At 39.1% G+C, this 13,367-nt stretch carries 11 protein-coding genes; 4 read left to right on the top strand and 7 right to left on the bottom strand.

What is annotated here, in order from left to right:
- Positions 1 to 93: 93 nt before the first annotated feature.
- From SPK86_RS09415 to SPK86_RS09405, 3 genes are all read right to left on the bottom strand, one after another.
- The gene (locus SPK86_RS09415; RefSeq protein ID WP_330949190.1) at positions 94 to 1,431 is read right to left on the bottom strand and encodes a UDP-glucose dehydrogenase family protein; all 1,338 of its coding nucleotides are present in this window, start codon (positions 1,429 to 1,431) and stop codon (positions 94 to 96) included.
- Positions 1,428 to 2,336, bottom strand: a complete 909-nt coding sequence (gene galU / locus SPK86_RS09410) for a UTP--glucose-1-phosphate uridylyltransferase GalU (protein WP_330949189.1) — start codon at positions 2,334 to 2,336, stop codon at positions 1,428 to 1,430. Before galU ends, SPK86_RS09415 begins: the two co-directional genes overlap by 4 nt.
- A 152-nt stretch (positions 2,337 to 2,488) precedes the next feature.
- Complete coding sequence (locus tag SPK86_RS09405) at positions 2,489 to 6,229, bottom strand: S8 family serine peptidase (RefSeq protein WP_330949188.1); 3,741 nt, start codon at positions 6,227 to 6,229, stop codon at positions 2,489 to 2,491.
- Positions 6,230 to 6,644: 415 nt separating this feature from the next.
- On the opposite strand from SPK86_RS09405, the gene SPK86_RS09400 reads away from it, so the two are divergent.
- Positions 6,645 to 6,971 carry a hypothetical protein gene (locus SPK86_RS09400; RefSeq protein WP_330949187.1) on the top strand — a complete coding sequence of 109 codons (327 nt, stop codon included), beginning with the start codon at positions 6,645 to 6,647 and terminating at the stop codon, positions 6,969 to 6,971.
- A gap of 797 nt (positions 6,972 to 7,768) precedes the next feature.
- Complete coding sequence (locus SPK86_RS09395; protein WP_284138987.1) at positions 7,769 to 8,173, top strand: hypothetical protein; 405 nt, start codon at positions 7,769 to 7,771, stop codon at positions 8,171 to 8,173.
- 132 nt (positions 8,174 to 8,305) lie between these two features.
- Here the strand turns inward: SPK86_RS09395 and SPK86_RS09390 are convergent, their stop codons facing one another.
- From SPK86_RS09390 to SPK86_RS09375, 4 genes are read right to left on the bottom strand one after another with little or no spacing between them, the layout of a single operon-like run.
- The gene (locus tag SPK86_RS09390; protein WP_284138986.1) at positions 8,306 to 8,608 is read right to left on the bottom strand and encodes a PTS sugar transporter subunit IIB; all 303 of its coding nucleotides are present in this window, start codon (positions 8,606 to 8,608) and stop codon (positions 8,306 to 8,308) included.
- Positions 8,605 to 8,943 (bottom strand): PTS lactose/cellobiose transporter subunit IIA, encoded by a 339-nt coding sequence (locus SPK86_RS09385; RefSeq protein WP_284138985.1) that lies wholly within the window; start codon positions 8,941 to 8,943, stop codon positions 8,605 to 8,607. The genes SPK86_RS09390 and SPK86_RS09385 overlap by 4 nt, the downstream gene beginning before the upstream one ends.
- A gap of 49 nt (positions 8,944 to 8,992) precedes the next feature.
- A complete protein-coding gene (locus SPK86_RS09380) occupies positions 8,993 to 10,276 on the bottom strand; it encodes a PTS sugar transporter subunit IIC (protein ID WP_284138984.1) in 1,284 nt (427 codons plus the stop codon).
- A gap of 2 nt (positions 10,277 to 10,278) precedes the next feature.
- Positions 10,279 to 11,595 carry a 6-phospho-beta-glucosidase gene (locus SPK86_RS09375; RefSeq protein WP_284138983.1) on the bottom strand — a complete coding sequence of 439 codons (1,317 nt, stop codon included), beginning with the start codon at positions 11,593 to 11,595 and terminating at the stop codon, positions 10,279 to 10,281.
- A gap of 295 nt (positions 11,596 to 11,890) precedes the next feature.
- Between SPK86_RS09375 and SPK86_RS09370 the strand changes: the two genes are divergently transcribed.
- Positions 11,891 to 12,619 (top strand): GntR family transcriptional regulator, encoded by a 729-nt coding sequence (locus SPK86_RS09370; RefSeq protein WP_284138982.1) that lies wholly within the window; start codon positions 11,891 to 11,893, stop codon positions 12,617 to 12,619.
- 40 nt (positions 12,620 to 12,659) lie between these two features.
- Entirely contained in the window at positions 12,660 to 13,361 is a 702-nt protein-coding gene (chbG, locus tag SPK86_RS09365) for a chitin disaccharide deacetylase (protein WP_284138981.1), read from the top strand.
- Positions 13,362 to 13,367 lie beyond the last annotated feature (6 nt).

Below are 13,367 nucleotides of genomic sequence, written 5' to 3'. Positions count from 1 at the left end.
CCATTAAACAGTATCGTCCGAAAGCGAACGGTTTATAATCATTTTTTCTTTAGAACTGAAGAAGTTTTTAAAAAACAGTCCAAGGATACCCGATTATTCGGGATACGCTTGGACTGCTTCACTTATAGGAAATATATCCGGCCGACCGATCGAATGGTATTCAAGCCCTGCTTGCTTCACCGCTGTTAGTGAAAAGCAATTTCTCCCATCAAATAAAATGGGGGATATTAAATAATGGTGATAGTTCTCTAAAGGAAATGCTTTTATTTCCTGCCAGTCGGTTAAAATGACTGCACAATGAGCCTGTCGCAAAGTCTCTTCCATCGTTGTCATCATTCTAACCTGTCGTGGCATCACTTCTTTTGCGTTTTCTAAAGCTACCGGATCATATGCATGAACTGTTGCCCCGATATTAATGAGCATTTGTGCAATCTCGATTGCAGGTGATTGCCTCATATCATCCGTATTCGGTTTAAAAGCTAATCCGAGAAGTGCAATTGTTTTTCCGTCTAGATTACCGAAGCGTTGTAGTATTTTCTCAATGAGCCATACGCGTTGCAATTCATTGACACGCTGCACTTGCTCGATAATTCGCATTTTCTGACCTGCTTTTTTACCTATTGCAAGCAATGCTTTTGTATCTTTTGGTAAACAGGATCCTCCATAGCCTATGCCAGCTCTTAAAAAGGAGGAACCAATTCGTTTATCCATTCCTACACCTTTCGCAATCTCCTCTATATTTGCATCACACTGTTCCGCAACATGAGAAATTTCATTAATAAAGCTAATTTTCATGGCCAAAAATGCGTTTGCCGTATATTTAATCATTTCAGCACTGCGAAAATCCGTTTTTAAAATAGGAATGTTTAATGGCTTATATATTTCTGCTACAACGTTCATTGCCGTTGGATTCTGCGCACCGAGCACAATCCGGTCACCTCGAAAGGCATCTTCGACAGCTGATCCTTGTCTTAAAAATTCTGGATTTGCAACAACATGAACAGCAATATCGCGTGGAGCTTCTTTTTCGATCCATCCTTGAATACGTTCATTTGTTCCAACAGGGACAGTGCTTTTCGTAATAACAACTGTATCCTGCTGTAAGTGCTGTGCAATGGCACTTGCTGCCTGTTTAACATAGCTTAAATCTGCTGAACCGTCGTTTGCTTCTGGTGTTCCTACTGCAATAAATACAAGCTGAGAATCGGTAAGTCCAACCTCATACATTGTCGTAAAGCTTAATCGATGCTGTCGTATGTTTTTTCGTATTAGCTCCTCCAGTCCCTGTTCATGAATCGGGCACACCCCTTTTGATAGCTGTTGAATTTTGGACTTATTCACATCAACGCATGTAACTTGATGACCTAATTCCGCAAGACATACCCCTGTAATCAACCCAACATATCCAGCTCCAATAACAGCTATTCTCATAATTTCCCCCTGCCATTACCGCTTTTATAAACGTCTTCCAGCAAACCATGTAAATACGGAACGAGTTCCTCTCTTAAATCACTCCGCTCCATCGCGATTTCAATTGTTGCTTGAATGAATCCGAACTTATCTCCAATATCATATCGCTTTCCTTCCACTAAACAAGACAAAACACGCTCTTGTTCATTTAAGCGATTAATCGCATCTGTTAACTGCAGCTCTCCTCCTATTCCAGGTGTTGTTACATTCAAATGTGAAAATATTTCCGGCATAAAAATATACCGACCAATGATCGCGATATTGGATGGTGCTTCTTCTGTTTTTGGCTTTTCAATAAGTGAATGGATAGGGAATATTCGTGTAGGATTAAGTGTTTGCTCTAATGGGGCGACAATTCCATACTTTGTTACAGCATCGGCGGCAACTTTTTGGACACCAATGATCGAAGTTTGATATTGCTCAAAGGCTTCCATAAGCTGAGAAAGACAAGGGCGGTTTGCAGTTACGATATCATCACCAAGTAACACCGCGAAGGCTTCATTTCCAATAAATCGGTTTGCACATCTTATTGCATCTCCCAGACCATTCGGTTCTTTTTGACGGATATAGTAAATGTTTGCTAATGAAGATATTTCACGGACCTTCGCAAGCGTCTGCTCCTTTCCCTGTAATGCAAGCTTTTCCTCTAATTCGTATGAAATATCAAAATGATCCTCAATTGCCCGCTTCCCACGACCAGTAACGATGACAATATCTTCAATCCCCGATGCAATTGCTTCTTCTACGATATATTGAATTGTTGGTTTATCAACGATGGGCAACATTTCTTTTGGTTGTGCTTTTGTTGCTGGTAAGAATCGCGTCCCCAGTCCAGCTGCTGGAATAATAGCTTTCCGAACCTTCACCTCTGATTCTCCTCTCTCTAGGATGTATGGGCTAATGCTTTATCATCGATACTTTATTTGTATGTATCTACCTTGTTTTTTAGAAATCCGACACATAAGAAGGCATGAAAAAATCGGCACCCATATGGATGCCGATGCTTTCAAATATCATTTTATCCGAACAAACCCCAAAGCTTGCCAAGCATAATATACATTTGTTCAATCCAGTAACTATACCAGTTCTCATCATCATTTTCTTTTACTTTCTTTTCAATCTCAATCGTTTCTGTTGTTACATGTCCACCAAGATCGACTACTTTGAACTCAAACTCATTTTTCCCATCCTCTAGCTCAAGCTCAATATCTTTAATCGTCTTATTAAAACCATTCATCCCATATGGTTCTGAGAGCGCATGCTTATACACTTCATCCCCATTCACAAATAGACGAATATCATCAAAGTTATCTTTAATGTTAACCGCTACATTTACTGTATCAGTTTTCACTTTTTTCTTCGCCTTCACCTTTACTTTTGCTTTTTCACTATCTAAGAAAAAGCGTCTGCCAATCTCTGTTTCATTTCCAGCCATATCTACCGCTTTAATATGGTAGAAATAGAAGCCATCCTTTGTATGCTTTACCGTTAATGAAAAGTCATAACGATCTTCCTCTGCATTATAGACGAGCTCTGCTTGCTTTCCATCTACCGTTACTTCTTTAATGCCTGATTCATCCTTTACATATCCTGAGAACACTACTTCTTTATTCGTTTCTACACCGAGAAATTCAGGTGTTAACAGGTGTAAATCAGGTATCGTCGTATCCTGTGGTTCAAGTGAAACCTCTTCTGCTACTTGGTTTCCAGCGTAGTCTACGGCAACAATTTCGAGCAGCTGACCTTCACCTAGTTCTTGGTCAAACTGATGCTCCGTCTCGCCGTTCGTATACGGGTTAGCTAAAACAGACTGTCCATCAACAAGTACATCCCAATAAGCTAGTCCACTGCCATCGTCACTTGCAGTCACTGCTACACTGTTCGCTTCTCTGTCAAAGCTTGCTTCTACTTCTGGAGCAACGGTATCAACCATAACTGGTACTTCTAACGTTTGCCATTCTGCTCCTTCATAATCAATAACAGCCTCTGCTTGCAAGTAGTACTGTCCATCTGCTGCTTGCTTCCCGCGAATTTTTCCATCCCAAGTGCGATCAGAAGACAACGAGTACATCGGGTTTGAACCACCATCATAATAATTTTTACGGACAAAGTCCTCTGTTCGGATGGTACGTACTACCTTTTTATTTTCGTCTAGTACTTGGAACTTGACTTCCTTCGCATTTCTTAAGAAGGATAAAATCATTAATGCATCATCCTGTACACCATCCCCATTTGGTGAAAATGCGATTTTCGTTGGATCAATTGCTCCTGTATTTAAATCCTCTCCTAGGAAGCCATAATTTCCTTCTCCTAGATGTGTAACTGCTCCAGTCATTTCATAATAGGAACCTTGCTCCCATAATGGGTTATCAAATATTGGAGCCTTGTCCCAATCCCCTTTAAAACCAACATATGGAACTGTTAGCTGTGGATTCGTATCACTTGGATCCGTTAATGTAACAAAGCCTTCTAACCAATAGCCATTAACAAAGTTTGATGCTAACGCTGCATCAATTTCACTTAGATCAATCGTCACTGTAATTTCTACCGCGTCATTTGCAGGCACCTCTACTGTGCTTACTTCCTCTCCATTCACGGTTGTCGTTGCCATTCCTTCTAAATCTAGGGCACCGAACAAGTTAGGTGCGACAAGAAGGTCATCTCCATTTTGAACTGGCACATCGGTTTGTGCATTTGCTTTTACTTGATAAGTTGCTGCTTGATCTGTGAAGTTTTCTGCAGTTAATGCAAAGGTCACTGTATTTTCTTTTATTTCTCTTAGCGCAACCTTTGCTTCCTCTGTCTCCGTTTCTGTAACCATAACTGGTGTAGACAAGGCTGCATGTAGCTGCATTAAGCCTGCTCCTTGACGACGTGGCGAAACGTGCGTGCCTTCAAAATCAACAATCTTCGCCGTATTCATCATGAGGTTTTTGGCACGAAGTACGCGTTCTTCATCCTCAAGTCCAAACTCTTCCTCGGTACGATTTAAGATAAGCGCTGCTCCTCCGGCAACATGTGGAGCTGCCATCGATGTACCACTCATAAGCCCATATTCATTATCATTCAATGTAGATAGAATTTGTCCACCAGGAGCCGTAATTTCTGGCTTAAAATCAAGATTTGGTGTTAAACCCCAAGAAGTAAAATCACTCATCTTTTCTGCATCTGGATTCGGTGTACCAAGCTTCTCTCCATTAAAGGTAACCGATACTGCTTGTCCATTTTTAAGAGCTGCTGCTAATCTATCTCCATCACTCTTTAGCATAAAGAGCTGTGGAATGACAATGGCATTGTCTGTAGCCATATTTACAAGTCCATCTGTATTGTTGTAAATAAATACTCCTGCAGCACCAGCGTTCTGGGCATTCAATGCTTTATCTGTAAAAGCAAGCTCCCCGCGCTGGACTAGTGCATATTTTCCTGTTAGATCCTTCCCTGCGAAATCTTCCGGCTTTCCTAATCCTGCCTCGACAAGCTCAAAGGTTTCTCCAGCAGCTTGACTTGTATTTCCTGCCGATAGGAAAGGTGCTGTTCCTGGTTCCCCATCAATACTGTATTCAACCGATTCAACTTCAATAAATGAATTTTCATACGAAGCTACTTGGACAGAATCATAGGAAAGTCCAGGTGATCCGCTTACACCATAATCTGGGTTCGATGCAAGTGGGTAGTAAAATCCATCACCTAGTTTGTTAGAATTCCCAGCAGAGATCGCCATGTATACGCCGTTTTCAACTGCACGTGCGACAGCTTCCTGTTCTGGTGAATCTTCATTTACAAACCCTGATGGTGATCCTAAGCTCATGTTCAGTACATCTGCCTCTAGCTTAATCGCATCATCAATTGCTTTAATATAAATATCACCATACGTAGACTGCATTTCAGGATCATTCCCAAATACTTTTAATGCGAGTAACTGAACCTCAGGAGCGATCCCTTTAATGCCCCCATTTTCTTCATCTCCATTAGCTCCAACTGTTCCACCGACGTGCATACCGTGCATGGATGCACCTTGGTAAATTTCACGGATTTCATCATTTTCGTCCATATAATTATAGCCATATGGTACTTTTTCCGTATAAAATTTACCAGGTAACCCTTCCTCTTCTACGGCTTCGCCTACTTCTTCTTCGGTCAGTTCAGCAGTAGAGTTATCTGTTAACACCATATCGCGATGACTTGGATCAATACCGGTATCTATGATTCCAACAACTAGCCCTTCTCCTTTAAATCCATAATCACGCCATGCTTGTTGTGCTTCTACAAGCTCCTTACTATACTTCATGTCAGGCTTTGCGATTGGACGTTCATACTCATTCACAATCTCAACCGATTTAACATTTGCAATTTGTTTGATTTCATCAATTTCCTTCTGTTTTACAGTAGCACTAAACCCATTTACAACTGCATTAAACGCTTGTAAATATTTAGGATGAATGTTTTGCTTTTTGATCGCTTCCTTTACCGCTTTTTGCTTTGAGTTAGCTTCCTTTTGAAGCTGCTTCTTTTCTGCTTGCGATAAATCCTTAAACATCTTTCCTTTTTTTGAAGCTATCTGAATTGGAGCTTCACCGTCAACTTCAATGACAACACGAACCTCTTTTTCAGGATCTACCGTTTCTTTCAACTGCTGATCAAACAGTTTTTCCTGTTTATTCTTTTCGATTGTTTTTGGCATTACTTCTCCCATTGCAAACGAAACATTGCTAAATGCTAAAAGAAAGATTAATAGAAATGCACCAACCCGCTTAAACATCAAATTCCCCCTTATAAAATGCGTGCTTTCGTAAACCTAATCCAACTCCTTTACTATGTCACCACCTCATCTATCCATGACTTAATATTCAGATATAACTGATGATAGATAATTTTTAGTATAATAACAAGAGTCCATTGACCTATCTCATTTTAGTGGTTTCTATTGGATTCGACAGATATCGTGAAGAAGCTTCATAAACTACCAGGTATAAAGTTCTATACGTGCATAATTTTTAATAGCTGCTGGAAGTAGGAACTGCTAGAATATGAGAGAGATTTGATTGGAATGGAGCGGGAGTCGGGTGGAAATGGCCCTGTTCGAGCGGGAACTACCCCAATTCGGATGAGAGCAACCCCAGTTCGGGCGAGAACAGTTCCAATTCGAGTGAGAACAACCCAATTCGATCAAGAAAGTGCTCCAAACGATCGAGAATCGGGGCAAACGATCAGGAATCGGCCCAACTCGATCAAGAAAGCGCTCCAAACGATCAAGAATCGGGGCAAACGATCAAGAAAGCGCTCCAAACGATCAAGAATCGGACCAACTCGATCAAGAAAGCGCTCCAAACGATCGAGAATCGGGGCAAACGATCAGGAATCGGCCCAACTCGATCAAGAAAGTGCTCCAAACGATCAAGAATCAGGGCAAACGATCAAGAACCTCCCCAATTCGAGCGAGAGCAACCCCTATTCGATCGAGAAAGGCCCTATCTCGATCACGATTAAATAGGCTACAGTAAGCCAGATAGAATCATCAACCTTGAAATTGCGAATAGGTATACTAAACTAAGGGAAAGGTTATAGATTGCAGAGTATTTTAAACTTAAATTTTAAAATGGGGCGGTTATATGCAAACCATGCACAATAAAGTGATGGGTAAAGGTAAGATGCGGTTAATTTCATTCGTGTATCTTGGACTGATGTTGATATTTTATGTGGGGTATGTTTTATTGGATAATTATCGCTTAATTAAATCTCAATTCTGGGCAAATATGGATGGACTAACAGGGAGTGAACTTCAAAGTATTCAACAATTAAATTTTTGGATTAACTTTTTTGAAATATCCTTTTTAGGCTTATTTATCCTTGCCACGATTGTGTTATATCGTTTCAGAAAGAACAGAATAATTTTAAACTATTTTATAATCTCGCATCTTTGTATATTTTCTTTCCTATTTTTACTGGGATATGTTTTATCATTCTTTTTAATAGCACCTATTGGAAATTTAACTCAGCCTTTACTTTTGCCTTTTTATCTACTAATTGTAGTAGTGATATATGCTGTCATTATGACAATAAGTCATCGACTAATTAAATAGTTTCATTTATGTTTTTCATTTTAACTAAACTGTATCTTCGTGGAATTTTCAACAGCTACCTCACCTCTTAGACCGCTGAAGAGCTCCTCTGATTTTCACTCGATCAAGCCCACTCCTAAACCCTAATCTCAAATACTATTGAGTAGTTCTCGCCCCTATGATAGAATGACAGAGAAATTTGTGATAAGAAAACGAAATAGGGGGATTTGGAGGGAATTATGGGACCTTATCTTTTTGTAGTTGCTGCACTATTAGCTGTTTTACCAATTTTATTTGTGTTTAAAATTAGTGTTGAGCGGATCAAAGAAAATCCACAACAAAAGGAACGTACACAGTCTTTCTTTTTTATTGGCGTTGCCATATGTGAAATTATTCCTATCATATTAATTATCTTTGGTATGATTAATATGATGACTGTTTCAAGCATTGATGAACTATTTATTCCTGGGTTAATCCTATTGTTTTTAATGGGATTTGCATCCTTCTTTATCTTTCTTCAGCGTGTGTTTGATGTAGAGGAGGATGTAAAGGGGTTTATGAATACGTTTGCCATGGTTGGTATTGCAATGGTCAATGCGGTTCCGATTATAGCAATTGTTTCCTTACTTATGATGATGCCCTAAAAAGAAAAATATCTTTATACTATACAACTAACAAGGATAGCCGATTCATAAATTAAAAGCGACCTGCACCTTAGCACAAGTCGCTTTTCTATTTCATATAAATATAAGAGTACTTCCCCTAATCCCCTCTATTTATTGAGATAGCTCAATTGCTTGATCTAATACTTTATCACCTTGCATCAGGCCATAGGCTTTCGTATCAATAACATCGGCTTTAATCCCTTTTGGCTCTGCTAGCTCTCGAATCTTTTTCTCTAAATAACGCACCTGTGGTCCGATTAAAACAACATCCAATCCATCTAAATTATTTTTTAACTGTGATTCTGGAACTGCTTCAATGGTTGCTTCTAGATTTCTTTTTTCCGCTTCTGCTCGCATTTTATTGACGAGCAAGGATGTTGACATACCGGCAGAGCATACTAAGATGATCTTCATTGTTTTCCCTCCACTTGCTCTATTTTTTCATACATTGTAATCATCTCGTTTGCTAAATCTTTTACTGTCATTGCAGTCATCAAATGATCCTGTGCATGAACAAGGATTACGGTAACAACAGTAGGATTACCACTTGCTTCTTCTTGTAAAAGCTTTGTTTGCATATGATGTGCTTCATTAAAAGCTTCATCTGCATCCGCAATTTTCTCCCGCGCTTCTCTAAAACGATAATCTTTTGCAAGAGCAATCGCCTCCATCGCATAAGAGCGTGCATTCCCCGCATGCAAAATGATTTGGAATGAAATCATTTGAATTTCTTCTGTTGCTTCAGACATTGCTGTTCCCCCATTCTAGATGAATATTAATTGTTTAAGCCTTCCATATTTAGCTTGCTTTGTCTCTAATTTGTTGACTTAATGCACGTACCCCTGCCATGACAAATGGAATGTACATGAGCACCGCGAGCGAAAGGTTGAATAATTGAAGTGCTATTCCTCGCCAGCTTCCTCCAGTTACGAGATATCCACTTAGAATAGGTGGTGTTGTCCATGGTAATATTGCCACTGTTTTTGGAACAATACCTGTGGATAAGGCGACATAAGAAATAACCGTTAATACTACTGGCACAAGGATAAATGGTACAAGGAATACAGGATTTAAAACAATTGGCAGTCCAAATATTACTGGTTCATTAATATTAAAGAGTCCTGCAGGTGAAGATAGCTTTGCTACCTCACGATATGGATGGTTTCTTTCCATTCGAACAACGATAAATACTGCGATTAATAATGCAATAGTCGTTCCTGACCCACCCATGTAAACAAACACATCAAAAAACGGTTTTGTTACTACATATGGTACCTCAAATGCGGATAATCCACCAGCCCATAAATCGGCATTCTTCTCGATTAAAGGTAAATAAATCGGTTCGATAACCCCACCAAGAATGTTCGTTCCATGGAGACCAAAGAACCATAATAGATGATTTAAAAAGGCGATGATGATTGCTGCTGGTAATGTGTTTCCTAAGCCTTGTAATGGCTTTTGTATGGCATTAAAGATAAGTTCAAATACACTCATTTCGACAAAAACAGTCATTAACGCTTGGAATAATCCAACAATCATAAGAATAATTACAGCTGGGAAAAGTGCTGCAAATGATTTTGCAACTCCTTCTGGTACTCCTTCTGGCATTCTAATCGTTAAACGCTTCGTATTAACCAATACTCGGAACAACTCTGTTAAAACAATCGCAACAAAGATTCCGACAAATAGCCCTTGTGAACCAAGCCAAGCAAAATTCAAGCCCCAATCCGCTGTTACAGGAACAAGCATAATATAGCCTGCAACCGAGATTAAGCCGGCAGATAATCCGTCAATTTCATAGGATTTCGCTAAATTATACGCTATCGAAAAAGCAATAAGTAATCCTAAAACAGCAAAGGTTCCGTTCCAAATGGAGCCACCGACCTGCTGCCAATTTCCATCCCCAAATAAATTATTCATTATGTCAACAAAATTAAAGCTTCCGAGTGGCGGGAAGTTATTAAAGAGAACAGCTAATGAACCGACAATAATTAATGGCATTATTGCCACAAATCCATCACGAATGGCTACTAAATGACGTTGTGAACCAATACGACCAGCAATTTCAATAAATTTTTGCATTTTTATGCCCCCCTAAAAAATTGTGGTAAAAACGTTTTATTAGCTTCAAGCATTTCGTCTAATAACACTTTACTTCTCTTTTCATCTGCAATTAATGGATTCATCACAAACGCAAGATATGCATCATGATAATTTCCTGTAACCGCCGCTTGAATGACGAGTTCCTCAAACGCTTTCATTTGTAAAATTAAGCCTTTTACACTAAGTGGTAATGGGCCTATTCCAATTGGCTTCGGTCCACTCTTAGTGATTACCGCATTCACTTCAATGATCGCATCATGTGGTAGCTCAGGAATCGCACCATTGTTTCTTGTATTGACGGTTTGAATGTCTTCCCTATTATTATATATCGAATCTATTAAACTACAGGCTACATCACTATAAAATGCTCCCCCTCTCTTTTCTAGCTCTTTTGGTTTCTCCTTTAATTCAGGATTTTTATATATTTGAAATAAGGATTCCTCTAGTTGTTGCACAACTTCAGCTCGTGTTCCATGCTCTTCAAATGCCTTTACATCTTTTTCAAGTACATCCTTCGTCTGAAAATAATATTGATGATACGGATTTGGTAACAGTCGAGTGGATTCGATAAAATCCTTTGACCATCCTAAGCTAACAATATTCGCTGGTGAGTAATCGAGATCCGCACTTGCCAATGTTTCTAGCACTTCTTTTGTGCGTTCTTCTCCATTTACGGTTACACTTTTACCAAAAACAAAGTGATTAAGCCCAACAAAATCAATCGTTACCTCATGTGGTTTTGCTTGCAATATTTCTGCAGCTGAATGTCGCATATTATATGGTATGTTACAAACTCCGATAACTTTTTGATGCTTTGAATGCTTCATAATTGCTTCCGTTACCATCCCAGCTGGATTCGTGAAATTAATCATCCACGCATTTGGACAGATTTCATGAATGTCTGCGGCAATCTCTAACAGGACTGGTATAGTACGGAAAGCTTTCAAAATACCACCGGCTCCATTCGTCTCCTGACCAATAAAGCCATGACTTAGTGGAATACGTTCATCCTTTGCACGGGCTTCTAACCCACCTACACGAATTTGAGTCGTAACAAAGTCAGCTTGCTGTAATGCTTTTCTGCGATCAAGTGTCCATGATAATTGAATTGGCTTATTTGCTTTTTCAATCATTCGCAACGCAAGATTTCCGATAATGTCTAATTTTTCTTCGCCAGCCTCAATGTCTACTAGGACAATTTCAGTAACTGGGAAACGGTCATGTCGTTTAATTAATCCTTCAATAATTTCTGGTGTGTAGCTTGACCCGCCACCAATGACAACTACTTTTAATGACATAACAGTTCTCTCCTTAGGTGTGAATTAATAATCAAATCGTTTTCTAAACAAATGAAAGCGCTTTTCAAAAAAACCATACGATTACAAGGGATACATTACGTAACCCACATTCATTAAATTTCTTCTGCGCATGAAAGAAGATTAATCTTTTTTCACCTTAAATGTATCATACAATATTTATATTGTCCATACAATTACAAAAAATATTTTTTAATTGTTACTACAAATGTTTTATATTGTCTTAATTTGTTATATCCTGTACACTCTAAGTAGCATATGTATAAAGGAGTAACCAATGGATAAACATCAATCTCTACATGCTTATATTAAAGAGGAACTACTTAATAGAATTAAATCAAACACGTATAAAAAAGGGGAGCAAATACCGACTGAACTTGAATTATGTAAGGATTTTGATGTCAGTAGAACAACTGTAAGACAAGCTTTAAATCAGCTAACGATGGAGGGGTATTTAGTTCGAAAGCAAGGCAAGGGGACATACGTGGCTGAGCAAAAGGTGAAGCAAACACTTTCCCATACAATGAATCGTTATAGTGATCAAGTTGCAAATCAAGGAAAGAAAGCAGAGGTTTCCCTTATCCAGATATCTGTTGTACCTGCAAATGAGCTAATAGAAAAGCACTTAGACGTTTCAACAAATGATCCAATTCAACGGATTGAACGCATTCGAAAAGCAAATGGCGAGCCGACACAATATGAAATCGCTTATATTCCTTGGTCAGTTGCACCAGGAATTACAAAGAAGCAAGCAGAAACTTCCTTATACGCCGCACTGAAAGATCCATTTGGTGTGCCAATTGCAAAAACTACGGAAAATATTGAAATTACTCTTGCCGACGAACAAATTAGCACCCACTTAGAGTGTGAGGAAGGCCTTCCATGCTTCTATATTGAAACTATCGCTGAAAATGAAGCGGGTAAACGGATTGAGTTTTCCAAATCGTATTTTAGAGGGGATAAAACAAACTTTACCATTGAACGGAATTATCCCATCGAGTCTTAAAAAAACAACAATCATACCATCAAATTTGGAGGTAATTCATATGAAAGTAATCTTTAATGCAGATGATTATGGATTAACAAGAGGAGTTACAGATGGAATTATTAAAGCCCATGTAGATGGAGTTGTTACAGCAACAACCATGATGATGAATGGAAGAGCCGTTGACTATGCAGTAGAACAAGCAAAGCAAAATCCAGCGCTTCAGGTTGGCATTCATCTCGTGCTGTCGTCTGGACGCCCACTTTCTGACAATGTCCCTGATCTGGTGGATACGGATGGTTTTTTTCGATTTAAAAATACGTTCTCTTCGATGGAACCACCGAATATTCAGCAGGTAGAAATCGAATGGCGTACGCAAATAGAGGCATTTATAAAAACTGGCTTACCACTACATCATATCGATAGCCATCACCACATACATGGCTGGGAGCCTTTAAAAGAAGTGGTTATTCGATTAGCAGAAGACTATAACGTCCCCGTAAGGTATGTAGATTCGTTAAAAGAGCGCCCTGATCTATTATTAACAGAAGCACTCTTTCTAGAATTTTATGGTGAAAGTATCTCCACAGATATATTTACTGAATTAAAGAAGCTTCCGGTAAATACGGTAGAAGTGATGACACATCCTGCATATGTCGATACCGATTTAGAACAGCTTAGCTCGTATCGCAAATTGCGAGAAAAGGAATTAGAAATTCTCTGTTCTATTGAGTATCCTGATTGGGTTGAAAATCCCGCCTAAAACGTG

Source organism: Virgibacillus sp. MG-45 (genome assembly GCF_036409425.1).
In the GTDB taxonomy this organism is placed as follows: domain Bacteria; phylum Bacillota; class Bacilli; order Bacillales; family Amphibacillaceae; genus LDC-1.
The sequence above is the reverse complement of the archived record's forward strand: the minus strand, read 5'-3'. Positions and strand labels throughout refer to the sequence as shown.